The organism is Paracoccus sp. NFXS7 (assembly GCF_040148865.1).
GTDB classification, from domain to species: Bacteria; Pseudomonadota; Alphaproteobacteria; order Rhodobacterales; family Rhodobacteraceae; genus Paracoccus; species Paracoccus marcusii.
The window spans coordinates 71,800-88,270 of the sequence record NZ_JAKEKV010000009.1 but is presented as its reverse complement, the minus strand read 5'-3'; the positions used below and the strand labels follow the sequence as shown (position 1 = coordinate 88,270).

Annotated in this window: 16 protein-coding genes, 1 tRNA gene and 1 riboswitch; of the genes, 6 read left to right on the top strand and 11 right to left on the bottom strand. The window is 69.0% G+C overall.

Features of this window, described 5'->3' with window-relative positions; genetic code table 11:
- Positions 1–5: 5 nt before the first annotated feature.
- From LZ686_RS14865 to LZ686_RS14850, 4 genes are all read left to right on the top strand, one after another.
- Positions 6–374, top strand: coding sequence for a hypothetical protein (locus tag LZ686_RS14865; RefSeq protein WP_157020454.1), 369 nt, complete (start codon positions 6–8; stop codon positions 372–374).
- Between the two features lie 15 nt (positions 375–389).
- Positions 390–2,486, top strand: a complete 2,097-nt coding sequence (locus LZ686_RS14860; RefSeq protein ID WP_349548299.1) for a M10 family metallopeptidase C-terminal domain-containing protein — start codon at positions 390–392, stop codon at positions 2,484–2,486.
- Positions 2,487–2,562: 76 nt separating this feature from the next.
- Positions 2,563–3,771, top strand: coding sequence for a YeeE/YedE family protein (locus LZ686_RS14855; protein ID WP_349548298.1), 1,209 nt, complete (start codon positions 2,563–2,565; stop codon positions 3,769–3,771).
- Position 3,772: 1 nt separating this feature from the next.
- Positions 3,773–4,417, top strand: a complete 645-nt coding sequence (locus tag LZ686_RS14850) for a ceramidase domain-containing protein (RefSeq protein ID WP_349548296.1) — start codon at positions 3,773–3,775, stop codon at positions 4,415–4,417.
- Between the two features lie 7 nt (positions 4,418–4,424).
- Here the strand turns inward: LZ686_RS14850 and LZ686_RS14845 are convergent.
- The 4 genes from LZ686_RS14845 to LZ686_RS14830 form a co-directional block, all read right to left on the bottom strand.
- A tRNA-Arg gene (locus LZ686_RS14845) sits at positions 4,425–4,501 on the bottom strand.
- Positions 4,502–4,553: 52 nt separating this feature from the next.
- Complete coding sequence (gene tpiA / locus LZ686_RS14840) at positions 4,554–5,300, bottom strand: triose-phosphate isomerase (protein ID WP_349548295.1); 747 nt, start codon at positions 5,298–5,300, stop codon at positions 4,554–4,556.
- A 57-nt stretch (positions 5,301–5,357) separates the two neighbouring features.
- Positions 5,358–5,729 (bottom strand): HesB/IscA family protein, encoded by a 372-nt coding sequence (locus LZ686_RS14835; protein ID WP_217844734.1) that lies wholly within the window; start codon positions 5,727–5,729, stop codon positions 5,358–5,360.
- A gap of 76 nt (positions 5,730–5,805) precedes the next feature.
- Positions 5,806–6,162 (bottom strand): SUF system Fe-S cluster assembly protein, encoded by a 357-nt coding sequence (locus tag LZ686_RS14830; RefSeq protein WP_045981535.1) that lies wholly within the window; start codon positions 6,160–6,162, stop codon positions 5,806–5,808.
- 127 nt (positions 6,163–6,289) lie between these two features.
- Here LZ686_RS14830 and tgt point away from each other — a divergent pair, with 127 nt between their 5' ends.
- Positions 6,290–7,420, top strand: a complete 1,131-nt coding sequence (tgt, locus tag LZ686_RS14825; RefSeq protein ID WP_349548294.1) for a tRNA guanosine(34) transglycosylase Tgt — start codon at positions 6,290–6,292, stop codon at positions 7,418–7,420.
- 67 nt (positions 7,421–7,487) lie between these two features.
- Positions 7,488–7,621, top strand: a riboswitch (FMN riboswitch).
- Between the two features lie 72 nt (positions 7,622–7,693).
- On the top strand, positions 7,694–8,164 hold the full coding sequence (locus LZ686_RS14820; protein ID WP_349548293.1) for a 6,7-dimethyl-8-ribityllumazine synthase: 471 nt from the start codon (positions 7,694–7,696) through the stop codon (positions 8,162–8,164).
- Here LZ686_RS14820 and LZ686_RS14815 read toward each other — a convergent pair.
- The 7 genes from LZ686_RS14815 to LZ686_RS14785 all read right to left on the bottom strand — a co-directional run bounded on the left by LZ686_RS14815 (position 8,146) and on the right by LZ686_RS14785 (position 16,414).
- Entirely contained in the window at positions 8,146–9,798 is a 1,653-nt protein-coding gene (locus LZ686_RS14815) for a glycerol-3-phosphate dehydrogenase/oxidase (protein WP_349548292.1), read from the bottom strand. The two genes, LZ686_RS14820 and LZ686_RS14815, sit on opposite strands and share 19 nt — an antisense overlap.
- Positions 9,795–11,288, bottom strand: coding sequence for an FGGY-family carbohydrate kinase (locus tag LZ686_RS14810; RefSeq protein ID WP_349548291.1), 1,494 nt, complete (start codon positions 11,286–11,288; stop codon positions 9,795–9,797). The genes LZ686_RS14815 and LZ686_RS14810 overlap by 4 nt, the downstream gene beginning before the upstream one ends.
- Before the next feature lie 4 nt (positions 11,289–11,292).
- Positions 11,293–12,093: a DeoR/GlpR family DNA-binding transcription regulator gene (locus LZ686_RS14805; protein ID WP_349548290.1), complete on the bottom strand. Its 801-nt coding sequence runs from the start codon at positions 12,091–12,093 to the stop codon at positions 11,293–11,295.
- Positions 12,094–12,151: 58 nt separating this feature from the next.
- Positions 12,152–13,102 (bottom strand): D-ribose ABC transporter substrate-binding protein, encoded by a 951-nt coding sequence (locus LZ686_RS14800; protein WP_045982694.1) that lies wholly within the window; start codon positions 13,100–13,102, stop codon positions 12,152–12,154.
- A gap of 97 nt (positions 13,103–13,199) precedes the next feature.
- Positions 13,200–14,237 carry an ABC transporter permease gene (locus LZ686_RS14795; RefSeq protein ID WP_349548289.1) on the bottom strand — a complete coding sequence of 346 codons (1,038 nt, stop codon included), beginning with the start codon at positions 14,235–14,237 and terminating at the stop codon, positions 13,200–13,202.
- Positions 14,238–14,258: 21 nt separating this feature from the next.
- The gene (locus LZ686_RS14790) at positions 14,259–15,764 is read right to left on the bottom strand and encodes a sugar ABC transporter ATP-binding protein (RefSeq protein WP_349548288.1); all 1,506 of its coding nucleotides are present in this window, start codon (positions 15,762–15,764) and stop codon (positions 14,259–14,261) included.
- Positions 15,761–16,414: a DUF2291 family protein gene (locus tag LZ686_RS14785; protein WP_217844726.1), complete on the bottom strand. Its 654-nt coding sequence runs from the start codon at positions 16,412–16,414 to the stop codon at positions 15,761–15,763. The genes LZ686_RS14790 and LZ686_RS14785 overlap by 4 nt, the downstream gene beginning before the upstream one ends.
- Between the last annotated feature and the right edge of the window lie 57 nt (positions 16,415–16,471).

Here is a 16,471-nt window from a genome sequence, read left to right as displayed (position 1 = left end):
TCATCATGCGTCCGTCCGCGCGAATCGTGACCCTCGGTCTTGCTTTCGCGCCGCTGATGCTGGCCGCCTGCCGCGTCGATGCCGGCGGAGGCGGTGAGGCACCGACCGTCCAATGCGCCCCGGCCCAAGGTGTGGACATGGTCCAGGCCGATGCCCTGTGCGACGCGCTGCGCGCCCAGGACCCGAAGGGCGGGATGCGCCTGCGCGTCCTGGCCACGGGGCCCACGGCGTTGTCCGCACAGCTGGACCGCGTGACCGACCAGGGCGACCGGCCCGGCCAGCGGATGGATTTCAGCGTCACGGACCGGGACCTGCAGCCCGACGATTTCACCAGTTTTGCCCGCGACCTGCTGCGATACGGGTTGCCCGATTAGGAAAGAGCCGCACGCATGTGCCAGATCTGCGCCAACCTTCGTCCCTATGACAAATCCTGCGCCGGGTCGGAGTTCGCGGGTTCCACCGTCGATCTGCTCAGCGCGACGCTGCGCGAACAGGGCGACGCGCCGGGGGGACGGGGAACCCCCTATCGCATGGCGCCGGGGGACGTGTTCAACGGCACGGTCGGGTTTTCGGGCGACAACGACTGGGTGGCCGTCCGTCTGGAGGCCGGCACGACCTATCGGATCGCCCTGAACGGCATCAGCCTGTCGGACCCCCTGCTGGAACTGCGCGGCCCCGATGGCCGCGTGGTCGCCGTGAACGACGACGGGGGGCCGGGGCTGGACAGCCTGATCACCATCGCGCCCACGCAGACCGGGACCTATTACGTGAATGCGGGCGCCTATTCCGCGGGCACCGGCAGCTATCAGCTGGTCGTGACCGAGGCGCCCGTGCCCCGGCCCGCCCCGATGGCAGAGCTGGCCACCTATCTGACCGACGGCTTCTGGGCCGATACCGGACAGTCCGCGCGGTCCTTCGACATGTCGCGCGACAACATCATCACCTATGACTTCAGCGGCCTGACGCCGCAGGGCCGGGCGCTGGCGCGCGACGCGATGCAGGCCTGGTCGGCGGTCGCCAACCTGCGCTTCGTCGAACAGCGCGGCGATGCCGACATCACCTTCGACGACAACCAGGACGGGGCCTTTGCTCAGTCGACGATCATGGGCGGGCGCATCCTGCGGTCGTCGATCAACGTCTCCACGGACTGGATCTCGCAGGATGGCGCGCGCATCGGCACCTATTCCTATCAGACCTACGTGCACGAGATCGGTCACGCGCTGGGCCTAGGGCACCAGGGCCCCTATAACGGCAGCGGCAATTTCGCCGATGACGCATGGTTCGTGAACGACAGCTGGCAGGCCTCGGTGATGTCCTATTTCGGCCAGGACGAGAACCCCAACATCGCCGCCAGCGACGCCTATCTGGCGTCGCTGATGCCCGCCGACATCATCGCCATCCAGCGCCTGTATGGCGCCGCGGGTGCGGGGTCGCTGACCGCGGGCAACACGGTCTATGGCGTGGGCCATACGCTGGGCAGCAGCTGGCTGGGGCGCGTGTTCTCGGCCCAGGACGGGGGCTCTCACCAGACCGTCCAGAACGCGCGCGGCGTGGCGATGACCATCTATGACGCAGGCGGCCATGACGTTCTGAACTTCTCCAACGACGATCAGGCGCAGCGGGTCGATCTGCGTCCCGGGGCCATGTCGGATATCTATGGCCTGCGTGGCAATCTGCAGATCGCCCAGAACACCGTGATCGAGGGCTATGTCGCGGGATCGGGCAATGACGCGGTCCATGGCAACGCTGCCGGCAACGTCCTGCGCGGCATGGGCGGCCACGATCGGCTGTCGGGCGGATGGGGCAACGACATCCTGCATGGCGGCGCGGGGAACGACACCCTGCTGGGGGATGTCGGTGCGGACCGGCTGTTCGGCGATGCCGGGAACGACGTGCTGACCGACCTGCAGGGCGACAATGCGATGGCGGGCGGGACAGGGGACGATCGCCTGACCGCGGGGGCCGGACGCGACAGCCTTTATGGCGACGATGGCGCGGACATCATCCTGGCGGGGGCGGGCGACGACTTGATCCGCGGCGGGGCGGGGTTCGACACGATCCGCGCCGGTGCCGGCCATGATCGGGCCGAGGGAGGCCTGGGCAACGACATCGTCGATGGCGGCTGGGGCAACGACCGCCTGTTCGGCCAGCAGGGCAACGACACGATGGTCGGCGGGCTGGGGGCTGATTCGATGGCGGGCGGACTGGGCGCGGACACGTTCCGGTTTTTCTCTGCCGCCGACAGCAGCCTTGCCGTGCCGGACCTGATCGTCGATTTCGACCCCGATCGGGACGTGATCGACCTGCGGGCGCTGGATGTCGACTATGTCGGACGCGGGCAGCTGGCGGGGGATGCCTCGGTGCGGTGGGACCACGCGAACGGGATGACCCGCGTGCTGGTCGACGTGGACGGCGACCGCCTGCCGGACATGCTGATCCGCCTGAGCGGCAGGCTGCAGCTCGACGCCGACAGCTTCCTGCTGTGAGGCGGCCCGCGCGGGGCTTGCAAATTCCCCGCGACCGGGTCCATCTGCCTGCCAACACCGATGACAAGGACCGGCCATGGCATATGCACAGACCCTGACCCCCCGCCCCGGATTGGGCCTTCCCGGAACCGGCGCACTGGTTGTCCTGGCGCTTGGCACCATCGCGCTGGCGCTGACCCAGGGGGCGGCGCAGGGCGCGCTGTTCCTGGTGGGGGGCGCCTTGGGCATGTCGCTGTACCATGCGGCGTTCGGGTTCACCTCCGCGTGGCGGGTGTTCATCCTGGACCGCCGGGGCAGGGGCCTTCGGGTGCAGATGCTGCTGCTGGCCATGGCGGTGGTGCTGTTCTTTCCGGCCCTGGCATCGGGAACGCTGTTCGGGAACGAGGTGCGGGGGCTGGTCTCTCCGGCCGGGCTGGGGGTGATCGCGGGGGCGTTCATCTTTGGCATCGGCATGCAGCTGGGTGGCGGCTGCGCCTCTGGCACGCTGTTCACCGCCGGGGGCGGCAATGCGCGGATGCTGATCACGCTGGTCTTCTTCATCGTGGGGTCCGTGCTGGGCACCGTCCATTTCGACTGGTGGGCCAGCCTGCCAGCGCTGGAGCCTGTCGCCCTGTGGCAGCCGCTGGGTCCCTGGGGCGGGATCGCGCTGTCTCTGGCCATCTTCGGGGCGATCGCGCTGATCACGATGCGGGTCGAACGCAACCGCCACGGCACGCTGGAACAGCCCCCCGAAAGTGAGCGTCACGGCATGGCGCGCTGGCTGCGCGGGCCCTGGCCGCTGGTCGGTGGCGCGGTGGCGCTGGTGGTCCTGAACTTCCTGACGCTGGCGATCTCGGGGCGGCCCTGGGGCATCACCTCGGCCTTTGCGCTGTGGGGGGCCAAGATCGCGCAGGCCATCGGCTTCGATCCCACCGCCTGGGGCTACTGGCAGCGCCCCGCCAATGCCGAGGCGCTGCAGTCAAGCGTCTTCTCGGACGTCACCTCGGTCATGGATTTCGGCATCATCGCGGGGGCCATGCTGGCCGCGTCGCTGGCCGGTCGGTTCGCGCCGTCGCTGCGGATCCCGATGCGGTCGGTGATCGCCGCGGTCGTGGGCGGGCTGATGCTGGGTTACGGCGCGCGCATCGCCTATGGCTGCAACATCGGGGCCTATTTCTCGGGGATCGCGTCGGGCAGCCTGCACGGCTATCTGTGGGCGGTGGCGGCATTCGCGGGCAACATGTTGGGCGTGGCCCTGCGCCCGTGGTTCTTCATGGAACGCCGCACCAGCCGCGCCGACGGCTGAGATGGACTGGCTGGCCCCCGTCGACGCCTATTGCGAACGCACCGGGCCGGAATACTGGTCCGAACCCGTAAATGCGCTGACCAACCTGGCCTTTCTGCTGGCGGCACTGGTCATGGCGCGGCGCCTGCGCGGGCCGGGATTGGCGACGGGGCGCGTGCTGGCCGGGGTGCTGTTCGTCATCGGGCTGGGATCCTGGCTGTTTCACACCCATGCCAACGGACTGACCGGGCTGATGGACGTCCTGCCGATCCTGACGTTCATCCTGATCTACGTGTTTGCCGCCACACGCGACTATCTGGGCGCCCGGCCTTGGGTCGCGGCGCTGGTGACGGCGGGGTTCATCCCCTATGCGGCGGTCACGGTGCCGCTGTTCGCGCAGGTGCCGGGGCTGGGATCGTCGGCCAGCTATGCCCCGGTGCCGGTGCTGATCCTGGCCTATGCGGTCCTGCTGCGGAACCGCCTGCCGCGCGTGGCGCGGGGCCTGGCGATCGGGGCGGGGCTGCTGACGCTGTCGCTGACCTTCCGCACGCTGGACCAGGCCAGCTGCGCCGTGCTGCCCATCGGCACGCATTTCATGTGGCACATCCTGAACGCGACCATGCTGGCATGGATGATCGAGGTCTGGCGGCGTCATCGGACCGGTTAGGGGATCTTGGTGCACCCGAAGGGATTCGAACCCCTGGCCTCTGCCTTCGGAGGGCAGCGCTCTATCCAGCTGAGCTACGGGTGCACGCGCCGCCTGATTACCCGGCGGGGTCAGGCGACGCAATGGTGAAAATCGATCAGGCGGCGTCCAGGGCCATGATGATCGGGACAAAGTCGGCGGCCTTCAGGCTGGCGCCCCCCACCAGGGCGCCGTTCACATGCGCGATGGCAAAGATCTCGGCCGCATTCGCGGGCTTGACGCTGCCACCGTAGAGCAGCGCGACATCGGCCCCGTCGGACAGGCGCGCAGACAGGTGGTCGCGCATCAACGCGTGAACCTGGGCGATCTGATCCAGCGTCGGCGTGCGTCCGGTGCCGATCGCCCAGACCGGCTCATAGGCCAGGACGGTGTTGCGGGCGTTGGCGCCGTCCGGGACGGACCGGGCCAGCTGCGTGGCGATCACGTCCAGGGTGCGGTCGGCGTCGCGTTCGGCCTCGGTCTCGCCGACGCAGATGATGGCGGTCAGGCCTGCGGCATGGGCGGCCTGCGCCTTGGCGCGCACCATGGCGTCGGTCTCGCCGTGATCGGCACGGCGTTCGGAATGGCCCAGGATGACGTGCGTCGCGCCAGCATCGCGCAGCTGCAGGGCGGCGATGTCACCGGTATGGGCGCCCTTGTCGGCATGGTGGCAATCCTGCCCGCCGACCAGCAGGTCGCTGGCGCCGATGCGGGCCATCATCGGGTGGATCAGCAGGGCTGGCGGGCAGATCAGGACGTCGCAGGTCGCGCCTTCGGCGGCGGCGGCCATGTCGTCCAGCTGATCCAGCGCGGCCAGATCGCCGTTCATCTTCCAGTTTCCAGCGGCAAGTTTGCGCGGTGCCATGGGGGTCCTCCGTGGGTTCGGGACAGGCTTAGCCAGCGTCCCGCCCCCGCGCAAGGCTCAGCTCTGCGCGCGGCTGCCCTCGATCGGGGCAAAGTTCACCGACTCTCCGCAGCCGCAGCTGTCGGTGACGTTGGGGTTGCGGAACCGGAAGCCCTGCTCCAGCAGACCGGTCTCATAGTCGATCTGGGTGCCGAACAGGAACATCTGCGCCATGGGCGCGATGATGACGCGCGCGCCGTCCAGTTCGACCACCTCTTCGTTCGCGGTGGGGGTCTGGGCCAGCTCCATCGTGTATTCCATGCCCGCGCAGCCACCCTTCTTCAGCCCGATGCGCAGACCATAGGCGTTCTTGCCCGCCATCAACCGCGCGATCTGGGCGGCGGCGGCGGGGGTGATGGTCACGGGAGGGGTGCCGGGCATGGCGAACATGGCGATATCCTTTCGGGCTTGGCCTCAAGATAGTCATCCGGGGGGCATCGGTTCAAGACCGCCCCCCGGCCGGCGATCACATGAAGCCTAGTTCCAGACGCGCCTCGTCGGACATCATGTCCATGCCCCATTGCGGCTGGAACGTCATCTCGACATCGACCTGCTTGACGCCCGGCACGGCCTCGACGGCGTCGGCGACCCATCCCGGCATCTCTCCGGCGACGGGGCAGCCGGGCGCGGTCAGGGTCATGATCACCCGCACCTCGGAGGCGTCGTTGATGTCGATCGTGTAGATCAAGCCCAGGTCGTGGATGTTGACCGGGATCTCGGGGTCATAAACCGTCTTGCACGCCTCGACGATGGGCTCGTAGAGGGGATGGTCGGTCGAAGACGGCGCGATCAGGGGCGCGCCTTCCATCAGGGGTTCGGTCATCGGAGCATCCTTCAATTCCGACCGATTATATAGGGCACCGACCGCCTGCGGTCCAGTGGGCGCCCCACATTGCGCCGGGCGGGGGGCGGCGCTACAAGCGCCCGGTTCCAAAGGCTCGGGCGGACCCATGACCACGCGTTTCAACTTTACCCTCCAGGCGACCGACGGCGCGGCGCGCACGGGCGTCATCGACACGCCGCGCGGACCGATCCGCACCCCGGCCTTCATGCCGGTGGGGACGGCCGCGACGGTCAAGGCGATGCTGCCCGACAGCGTGGCGGCCACGGGCGCCGACATCCTGCTGGGCAACACCTATCACCTGATGCTGCGTCCCGGTGCGGAGCGCGTCGCGCGCATGGGCGGGCTGCACAGGTTCATGAACTGGTCTAAGCCCATCCTGACCGACAGCGGCGGGTTTCAGGTGATGTCGCTGGCGGGCCTGCGCAAGCTGACCGAGGAGGGGGTGACCTTCTCCAGCCATGTGGACGGGTCCAAGCATTTCCTGTCGCCCGAGACCAGCATGGAGATCCAGAAGCTGCTGGGCAGCGACATCGTGATGTGTTTCGACGAATGCCCCGCGCTGCCCGCGACCGAGGAGGCGGTGGCCAAGTCGATGCGCCTGTCGATGCGTTGGGCGCAGCGGTCGCGCGACGCCTTCGGCGACCGTCCGGGGCACGCGCTGTTCGGCATCATGCAGGGCGGCGTCACGCGAGAGCTGCGCGAGGAGAGCGCGCAGGCGCTGCAGGCGATCGGCTTTGACGGCTATGCGGTCGGCGGCCTGGCGGTGGGCGAGGGGCAGGAGGCGATGTTCGGCGTGCTGGACTATGCCCCCGGTTTCCTGCCGGTGGACAGACCGCGCTATCTGATGGGCGTGGGCAAGCCGGACGACATCGTAGGCGCGGTCCAGCGCGGCATCGACATGATGGATTGCGTCCTGCCCTCGCGGTCGGGGCGGACGGGTCAGGCCTGGACCCCGCGCGGTCAGGTCAACATCAAGAACGCCCGCCACCAGGACGACCCGCGCCCGTTGGACGAGGATTGCACCTGCCCCTGCTGCACGGGCTATTCCCGCGCCTATCTGCACCATGTCTTCCGGGCCAAGGAGATGATCAGCGGCATGCTGCTGACCTGGCATAACCTGCATTACTATCAGCAGCTGATGGCGGGGCTGCGCGACGCGATCGCGGCGGGACGGCTGGACGCCTTTGTGGCCGAATTCCACGCGCGCCGCGCAGAAGGCGATATCGAACCCGTGTGACGCCGCGACCTTGGAAGGTTTTTCCCCGTGCAGGCCTTGGCGCGGGCGGGCTGGGGCGTTATCTTGACGGTGTTCTCAGGGCGGGGTGCAATTCCCCACCGGCGGTGACAGCCCGCGAGCGCCCCTTGCCATGGTAGGGGGGTCAGCAGATCCGGTGAAATTCCGGGGCCGACGGTATAGTCCGGATGGAAGAGAACCGCCCCGTGTGCCACCCCGGCGCGCGTGGTGGTATGCCTTGGGGGCCTGACGCAACTTACGTAAGGTTCCTGAAAGATGACCAAATCCCCCCGTATCGCCTTCATCAAGGCGCGCTGGCACGCCGATGTCGTGGACCGCGCGCACGAAGGTTTCCTGACCCAGGCCGCCAGCCTGATGCCCGGTGCGCAGATCGAGGCATGGGACGTGCCCGGCGCCTTCGAGATGCCGCAGCTGGCCAAGAAGCTGGCTTTGACCGGCAAGTATGACGCCGTGGTGGCCGCGGCCCTGGTGGTCGATGGTGGCATCTATCGCCATGATTTCGTCGCCGGCGCGGTGGTCAGCGGCCTGATGCAGGCGGGCATGGACACGGGCGTGCCGGTGTTCTCGGTGTCCCTGACGCCGCACAATTACCAGGAGACCGAGCTGCTGACCGGTTTCTATCGCGAGCATTTCGTGAAGAAGGGCGCCGAGGCCGCCCATGCGGTCGCGCAGATGCTGGTCGTCGAGGGGCGCCTAGCCCATCTGGATCAGGCCGACGCGGCCTGATCCATCCGCAGGCGGTGCCGCGTCAGCAACATCGCCTGTGTCTCCCTCAGTTCGCGGTCGCGCCGCGTGGCGTCCCAGTCCAGCGCCGCCGCGCAGAGATCGGCAATGCGCGCCAGGTCGCGGGCCGACAGATGGCCGGTGACGGCCAGCGCGGTGCGGCGCATGACCAGATCGGCCAGGGTGCCGACCTGTTCGTTGCGGATGATCCAGCCCAGCTCCTGTTCGCTGTGATCGCTGTCGGCCAGCATGATGGGCGCCGCGCCTTCGACCGCCAGGATCGCCGCCGCCGTCGTGCCGTAGCGCGCCAGAAGATGGCGCGCGCGGGCGGGCGCGGCCAGGGTGCGCCGGGCCGCATCGTCGCTCCACGCGCCCGCATCGGCCGGGTAATCACGGCCACCGCCGATGGGCAGCCTGTCGGTGGCGATGCGGCGGGACGCGTTTAGGCGCGTCAGAAGATCGTCGGCGACCTCCTCGGCGAAGCCGCGGAACGTGGTCCATTTGCCGCCCACCAGCGCGATGATCGGCCAGCGGCGGTTGGCGTCGGGGGCGATCTCCGGCGCGGAATGGTCGCGGCTGATCAGGCCGGGATTGGCCGCGTCCGAGGCGGGCAGGGGGCGGATGCCGGAATAGGCATAGACGATCTGGCTGTCGTCGAAATGGAGCCCCGGCAGCAGGCCGCGCAGCGCGTCGAGGAAATAGGCGACCTCGGCATCGTCGCAGGCCACGTCGTCGGGGTCGTCTGCGCGGGTGTCGGTCGATCCGACCAGCGCGCGGTCCAGATAGGGAAAGACCAGGCAGATGCGTCCGTCATCGGCCTCGAAATAGATCATGCGGCCCTTCAGCGCGGCCAGCAGCTCGGGGTGGTCCAGCAGGATGTGTGAGCCCTTGGTGCCGCCGATCATCCGCGTGATCGCGCCAAGGGTCGCGTTCACGCGGTCGATCCAGGGACCGGCGGCGTTCACCACGATGCGGGGGCGCAGGGACAGCGCGCCCTGCGGGCCGGTCAGGTGGATCACGTCGCCGTCGGTCCCGCTCAGCGCGGTGTGGTTCAGCGCGCGCGCGGCGGAATTGGCGCGCAGCCCGTCCGCCACCAGCTCCCAGACCAGCCGTTCGGGCAGGGTGACGGCGGCGTCGTAATACTGTCCCGCGGCCTTGATGCGCGGGGTCAGGGGCGGGATCTCGCGCAGCGCGCGGGCGCGCGACCACAGCTGATGGCGCGGCATGACCCGGTGGCGGCGGCCATAGAAGTCGTACATGGCCAGCCCCGCCTTCATCAGCACCGCGCCGCGGCTGCGGGGTGCGGTGGTCGACCCCATCAGCGTGCGCAGTGCCGGCCCGATGCCGCGCAGCCAGGAGAAGATCGGGATGACCGTCGGCAGCGGCTTGACCAGATGCGGCGCGTTTTTCAGCAGCAGGTTCCGCTCCAGCGTGGACTGGGCGACCAGACGCAGCTCTCCGGTCTCGAGGTACTTGATGCCGCCATGGATCAGGCGCGAGGGTGCGGCCGAGGTGCCGCCGCCGTAATCGGCCTTGTCCACGATCACCGCGTTGACGCCCTGTTCGCACAGATCGCGGAACAGGCCCGCGCCGTTGATGCCCGCGCCCAGGATCAGCACGTCGATATCTTGGGTCATGGGATGTCCTGCAGGGCCTCGATTCGCGGCCACAGCGGGGCCATGGCGGCGGCGATGTCGGTGAAGACCCCAAAGCGGCGCGCCATCTCTGCGGCACGGGTGGGGTCGGGATGATGGGTGGTGCTGATCGCGCCCATGTCGCGCGGATCGTGGCGCGGCGAGGCGAAGATCCCGACCCCCGCGCCCGCGCAGAGCGCCGCGCCCCAGGCTGCGGCCTCCTCGGTCGCGCTGACGGTCACGGGCATGTCCAGTACATCCGCGAAGAGCTGCGCAAAGACCGGCGCGCGGGAAATGCCGCCGGTCAGCCGCGCCGCCCTGGGGGCGAACCCGTCGCGCAGGGCGTCGACATGGTGGCGGTGGTTGAAGGCGATGCCCTCGATCACGGCGCGCAGCATGTCGCCGCGATCCTGCCAGCCGCGCAGGCCGAAGAAGCCCGCGCTGGCCTGTGCCCCGTGCGGTGATCCGAACAGGTAGGGGTGGAACAGCGCGCTGGAGGGGCGGGCCAGGGCGGCCTCGATTTCCGGGATGACGCGCAGATGGGCGGGCTGGTCGCCCCCTTCGCGGCACAGACTGTCCAGGAACCAGTCGTAATTCGCGGCGGACGCCGGAGAGATCGACATGGCGTTCCATTCGCCCCGCGCGATGCCGTTGCGGCAGAACCAGCGCGGATCGGACAGGGGTCGGTCGGTGACGGTCTCGTTGATGGAATAGGTGCCGGCGACGATGGCGACGCAGCCCTGCCCGTAGCCGCCCGACCCCAGGGCCGATGCCGTCACGTCATGCAGTCCGGCCACAACCGGCGTGCCCGCGGCCAGGCCGGTCAGGGCGGCCGCATCCGCCGTGACATGGCCCACGACCTGATCGGGCAGGGCGATGTCAGGCAAGGGCAGGCCCGGCAGGCCGAAGATGCCGGGGATGTCGGGGGCGAAGCCCTGGGTCGCGACGTCGGTGAAGGCGGTGCTGGCCTCGGTCAGGTCGGTGCCGATGCGGCCGGTCAGGCGATAGGTCAGCCAGTCCTTGCAGGCCAGCACATGGCCGATCGCGGCAAACCGCGCGGGGTCATGGTCGCGCAGCCACGCCAGGATCGCCGACGGCGCCGAGGCATGGGGCATCTGCCCCGTCCGCGCCAGCGCGCGCGCGGCGGTCCCGTCCGCGACCCAGCCGTCCGCGACGCCGCCCGCGCGGCTGTCCAGCGACAGGATGCCCGGTCCCAAAGGCGCGCCCGCCCGGTCCAGCAGATACAGCCCGTCGCCATGCGCGGTCGTGGCGACGGCGCCGATGTCGCGGGCCGGGCGGCCGCAGGCGGCGATGGCCTCGGCCACGGCGGCGGCTGTCTGGCGCCACAGGTCCTCCATGTCGCGTTCGACATGGCGGGGCTGCGGCATGACCTGCGCCACGCGGCGGCGCGCGGTGGCCAGGACCCGGCCGGTCGCGTCGAAGATCACCGCCTTGGTGACGGTCAGCCCGTTGTCGATGCCCAGGATCAGCATGGCGTCAGTCCCCCGTCACGGCGATCTGGACCTCGACGCCGCGGCGGCGCAGGGCGGTGATCTGGTCGGGGGGCGTGCGGTCGTCAGTGATGATCAGGTCGAAATCCTCGATGCCGCCCATCGAATGCAGGGCGCGGCGGGTGAACTTGGTGTGATCGGCCAGCAGGATGCGGCGGCTGGCGGCGTCCAGCATGGCGCGCTTCGTCTCGGCCATCTCGGGGGACTGGTGAAAGACCTGGTCGTCGGTGACGGCGGCCATCGACAGGATCGCCACGTCCGCGCGCAGGCGGCGGATCTGGGCGGTGGTCTGCGGTCCCATGAAGGCGTTGCACCAATGGTGGAACTGGCCGCCCAGACCCAGCAGCGTCATGTCGCCGATATCCTTGATCGCGCTCATCAGCGTCAGCGAATTGGTGATGACCGTCAGCGGCACCCGTGCGGCCAGATGCGGCACCATGCGCAGCACGGTGGTGCTGTCGTCCAGAAACACCGCTTGGCCCGGTTCGACCTGCTGGGCCGCCAGCTGCGCGATGGCGGACTTCTGCGGACCTTGGCGGGTGTCGCGATACAGGTCGCTGGCCTCGATCAGGCTGGTGGGGGCGGCGGACACGATGCCGCGCGACTTGCGCAGCAGGCCCTTGGCGGCCAGTTCGTCCAGGTCGCGATGCGCGGTCATCAGGCTGATGCCGAAGCGGTCGGTCAGATCCTCGATCCGCAGGCTGCCCTCGGCCATGACGGCCTGCGCGATCAGCTGGCGACGCGCCTGCAGGCGGGCCTGTCGGCTGTCCGAGGGGATCATGTCCATGGGGATGCGGCCCTTGCGTGGGTGGGGCGCGCGCGTGACGGCGCGCGCCCCGGTGGCGTCACTGGTCCAGAACGAAGGCGGCGCTGTAGCTGTCCACGTTCTCCGGCGTGATCAGCAGGCAGTCGAACAGCTGCTTTTCGGTCTCGACCCCGGTCTCTCCGGTCTTGATGAAGGTGTCGGCCTGGCGGACGGCCTCCTCGGCGAAGACAGCGACGGGCTGCAGGACGGTATAGGCCATCTCTCCGGCCTTCACCGCCTCGACGGCGTCGGGGCTGCCGTCAAAGCCGCCCACGGTCACGGCGTCCAGCTTGCCGGCCTCCTTCAGCGCGGCGATGGCGCCGAGCGCCATCTCGTCGTTGCCCGAGATGACGCCGGTGATGTCGGGGTTCGCCTGCAGCAGCGACTGCATGCGCTGATAGCCCTGGGTGCGGTCCCAGTTGGCGACCTCCTGGCCGACCTTCTCGAACTCGGGATATTGGCTCAGCACGGTCTCGTAGCCGTTCGAACGGGTCTGGGCGTTGTTGTCCGAGGGGTTGCCGAACAGCTCGACGAACTGACCGCCTTCTTCGCCCATGGCCTCGACCCAGGCCTGCGCGCCCAGGGCCGCGCCCTGCGCGTTGTTCGACACCAGCTGCGCCTTGGCCAGGCCCTCCTGGTTGATCTCGGCGTTGACCAGGAAGACCGGGATGCCCGCATCGACGGCCTTCTGGACGGCACCGACCGAACCGTCGGCATTGGCCGGGTCCAGGATGATCGCGACCGACTGGTTGGTGATCGCGGTGTCGATCAGCGTGCTTTCGGTGTTGGTGTCGCCGCGATGGGCGGCCACGTTGGCGGTATAGCCCAGCTCCTCGGCGGTGGCCTTGGCGACCTCGCCCTCGGTGAACCAGTAGGGGTTGGCCGGATCGTTCACGATCACGGTGATCAGCCCCTCGGCCCAGGCCGATCCGGCCATCAGCGGCACGGTGGCCACGGCGGCCATCAGCATCCGGCGCGTCATCTTCATCATTTGGACTCTCTCCCTTGGTGTGGTGATCCTGCCCGGTGCGGGGCAGTCTTTCCGCGCGCCATCCCTGTGGCGCGCGGGGAAGGTCGGGGGCAGGGCCTCACGTCTTGCGCGTGCTGCTGCCGTATTGAAGCGAGTTCATCAGCACGGCCAGCACGATTACCGCGCCGGTGAACACCGTCTGCCAGTAGGAGCTGACCCCGATGATCACCAGGCCCGCCGACAGGAAGCCGATGACGAAGGCGCCCAGCATCGTGCCGCGCACGTTGCCGCGCCCGCCGGTCAGGGCCGCGCCGCCGATCACGACCGCGGCGATGGCGGTCAGTTCATACGCGTTGCCCGCCGTGGGTCCGGCCGAGGTCAGCTGCGACGCCAGGACCAGCCCCGCGGCGGCGGCCAGCGCGCCCGACACCATGTAGACGGTGATCTTGACCCGCTTGACCGGCACGCCGGACAGCTCCGCCGCACGTTCGTTGCCGCCCGATGCGTAAAGCCAGCGCCCGAAGGCCGACCGGCCCAGCATCAGCCCCGCGGCGATCGCCACGACCGCCAGCACGATCACGCTGATGGGCACGCCGCCGATGCGGTAGAAGCCCAGCCAGTTGAAGCCGGTGTTGCCCAGGGCCTCGGAACCGCGCAGGTTGTTGTAGGTCAGCCCGTTGGTCATCAGCAGCGCGATGCCGCGGGCCACGTACATGACCCCAAGCGTCGCCACGAAGGGCGGCACCTTGAAGATCGCGACCAGCACGCCGTTGACCGCGCCCACGGCCGCGCCCACGCACAGCGTCAGCACCACGACCGCCCAGACCGGGGGATACAGGATCACGCCAAGCGCATCCAGTTCGACCCCCTGCATCATCGCGCCGGCGACCACGCCCGACAACGCCAGGATGGAGCCCACCGACAGGTCGATCCCGCCGTTCAGGATGACCAGCAGCATGCCGATGGACAGGATGCCGAAGATCGCCACCTGGCTGGACATGATTAGCAGGTTCGACAGCGTGAAGTAGTTCGGCGACAGAAACGAGAAGACCGCGATGATTGCGATCAGCGCGAAGAAGGCGCGCCCTTCCAGCAGCAGGCGGCCCAGATGGAACTGGCGGCCTTTCGCGGGGGCGGTCGTGGTGGTTGCGGACATGAGTTCCCTCCCTCGGGCGCGTCAGGCGGCCACGGACTCGCCCGAGGCGGCCATGATCCGGTCCTTGGACACGGTGCTGTCGAATTCGGCCGTGATGCGGCCCTTGTGCATGACGATGATCCGGTGGGCGATGGACAGGCATTCGCTGACCTCGGAGGTGGAATAGACCACCGCCAGCCCGGCGCGCGCGCCTTCCGCCAGCAGGCGGAACACCTCGGCCTTGGCGCCGATGTCGATGCCGCGCGACGGCTCGTCCAGCAGGATCGCGCGGGGCCGGGTGGCCAGCATCTTGCCGATCACGACCTTCTGCTGGTTGCCGCCCGACAGCGACCCGATGGGGGCGCCGCCGCCCGATGTCTTGACCGTCACGCGGCGGATGCTGTCGTCGATCAGGTCGCGTTCGGCGCGGGTGCTGGTGAACAGCCCCCGTGTGAACCGCGCGATCGAGGCCAGCGACAGGTTCTGGCCGACGCTCATGGTCTGGACCAGGCCGTCGCGCTGGCGGTCCTCGGGGACCAGGGCCAGGCCGCGGGCGATGCGGTCGCCGATGGACAGGTGGCTGATCTCGTGCCCTTCCAGCACGATCTGGCCGCCGGTGGCGCGCAGCCGCCCCGCGACCGTCTCCAGCAGTTCGGTGCGGCCCGCGCCCATCAGGCCATAGATGCAGACGATCTCTCCGGCGCGCACGTCCAGGTTCAGCCCGCGCACAAGGTCCTGGCCGGTGGCGTCCGGGACCGACAGGTCGCGGATCGACAGGGCGACCTTGCCCATGGTGCTGTCCGGGGGCGATCCCAGGTCGTAATTCTCGCCGACCATGTTGCGCACGATCCATTCCAGGTCGATGTCCGCGCGCGGCGCATAGGCGGTCATCACTCCGTCGCGCAGCACCACCGCATGGTCGGTGATGGTCAGCGCCTCCTCCAGGTGGTGAGAGATATAGACGATGCTGACGCCGCGCGCGGTCAGGTCGCGAATGACCTTGAACAGCACCTCGACCTCGCTGGCGGACAGCGCGCTGGTCGGCTCGTCCATGATCAGGATGCGGCTGTCCACCGACAGGGCGCGGGCGATCTCGACGATCTGCTGCTGGCCCAGGCGCAGGTCCTCGACCAGGGTCGCGGGGTCGATCTGCTCCTCCAGCTCCTCCATCAGGGCGCTGGTCTGGCGGTCCTCCTCGGCGTAATCGACGCCAAAGGGGCCCATGATCTCGCGGCCCATGAAGATGTTGTCGCGCACCGACAGGTTCGGGGCCAGCGACAGCTCCTGGTGGATGATGGAAATCCCCCGGTCGCGCGCGTCATTCGCATTGGCAAAGGCCACCGGCTGGCCGTCCAGCACGATCTGGCCCGATGTGGGTTGGATCACGCCCGACAGGATCTTCATCAGCGTGGATTTTCCCGCGCCGTTCTCTCCGAACAGGGTGGTGACCTGGCCGCGATGGATGTCGAAGTTCACGCCCTTCAGCGCGTGGACCTGGCCATAGGACTTGGCCACGTTGCGGGCGGCAAGGACGACCTGGGCGCTCATTGGACCTCCAGCGCGACGGGGGTGATCAGCCAGTTCGACGGGTTGATCAGCCGGAACGCCCCGGTCACCGTCACCTGCTTGCCCGCCAGGGCGGTGGTGTCGATGGGGGCCAGCACTTCGGCCGCCATGGCGCGGTTGATGCCCGATCCCGCGTCCTGGTATTCGATCTGGTTCTTGAAGGCGCCGAAGGCGATGTCGCCCGGCGCGTCGCGCAGGTCGGTGCCGTTGATCGCGGGGCCGGTCTGCACGCGGATGCGCAGATCCTCGGGCAGGCCCTCGACGGTCAGCGGATAGACCCCGGCCCGCGGCTCTCCGGCGGTGCCGGTCACGGTGACCATCATGATGGCGCCGGTCGATGCGGGCGTGCCGTATTCGGCGATGGCCGCGTCCTGATCGGCGGCGATGGCCGCGGCCAGGTCCGTCGCGGGCACTGCGCGTTCGATCACCGCGTCGCGGATGCGCGGGAATTCCTGCGTGCCATAGGTGTCGGGCGAAAACGCCTGCTGGCGGGCATCCGCCTCGGAGCCGACCTGCACCACGGTGGTATCCAGCGCGATGGCGGCCAGGACGGCCAGGCCCAGGGCCACGGACAGGATCAGGCCGCGACGGCTGGCGGCGGGGGCCCGGGGGGCGGTGGTGCTGTCGGTCATCGGTCTGCCTCTGGCTGGAACACGGGGCGGGCGGGCGCACATCTCATGGTTGATGAT

Coding starts and splice junctions, on each gene's coding strand:
- LZ686_RS14865 (WP_157020454.1), top strand. CDS start 6: ATGCGTCCGTCCGCGCGAATCGTGACCCTCGGTCTTGCTTTCGCGCCG.
- LZ686_RS14855 (WP_349548298.1), top strand. CDS start 2,563: ATGGCATATGCACAGACCCTGACCCCCCGCCCCGGATTGGGCCTTCCC.
- LZ686_RS14830 (WP_045981535.1), bottom strand. CDS start 6,162: ATGACCGAACCCCTGATGGAAGGCGCGCCCCTGATCGCGCCGTCTTCG.
- LZ686_RS14785 (WP_217844726.1), bottom strand. CDS start 16,414: ATGACCGACAGCACCACCGCCCCCCGGGCCCCCGCCGCCAGCCGTCGC.
- LZ686_RS14835 (WP_217844734.1), bottom strand. CDS start 5,729: ATGTTCGCCATGCCCGGCACCCCTCCCGTGACCATCACCCCCGCCGCC.
- LZ686_RS14800 (WP_045982694.1), bottom strand. CDS start 13,102: ATGATGAAGATGACGCGCCGGATGCTGATGGCCGCCGTGGCCACCGTG.
- LZ686_RS14810 (WP_349548291.1), bottom strand. CDS start 11,288: ATGCTGATCCTGGGCATCGACAACGGGCTGACCGTCACCAAGGCGGTG.
- LZ686_RS14805 (WP_349548290.1), bottom strand. CDS start 12,093: ATGGACATGATCCCCTCGGACAGCCGACAGGCCCGCCTGCAGGCGCGT.
- LZ686_RS14795 (WP_349548289.1), bottom strand. CDS start 14,237: ATGTCCGCAACCACCACGACCGCCCCCGCGAAAGGCCGCCAGTTCCAT.
- tgt (WP_349548294.1), top strand. CDS start 6,290: ATGACCACGCGTTTCAACTTTACCCTCCAGGCGACCGACGGCGCGGCG.
- LZ686_RS14815 (WP_349548292.1), bottom strand. CDS start 9,798: ATGACCCAAGATATCGACGTGCTGATCCTGGGCGCGGGCATCAACGGC.
- LZ686_RS14790 (WP_349548288.1), bottom strand. CDS start 15,764: ATGAGCGCCCAGGTCGTCCTTGCCGCCCGCAACGTGGCCAAGTCCTAT.
- LZ686_RS14850 (WP_349548296.1), top strand. CDS start 3,773: ATGGACTGGCTGGCCCCCGTCGACGCCTATTGCGAACGCACCGGGCCG.
- LZ686_RS14820 (WP_349548293.1), top strand. CDS start 7,694: ATGACCAAATCCCCCCGTATCGCCTTCATCAAGGCGCGCTGGCACGCC.
- tpiA (WP_349548295.1), bottom strand. CDS start 5,300: ATGGCACCGCGCAAACTTGCCGCTGGAAACTGGAAGATGAACGGCGAT.
- LZ686_RS14860 (WP_349548299.1), top strand. CDS start 390: ATGTGCCAGATCTGCGCCAACCTTCGTCCCTATGACAAATCCTGCGCC.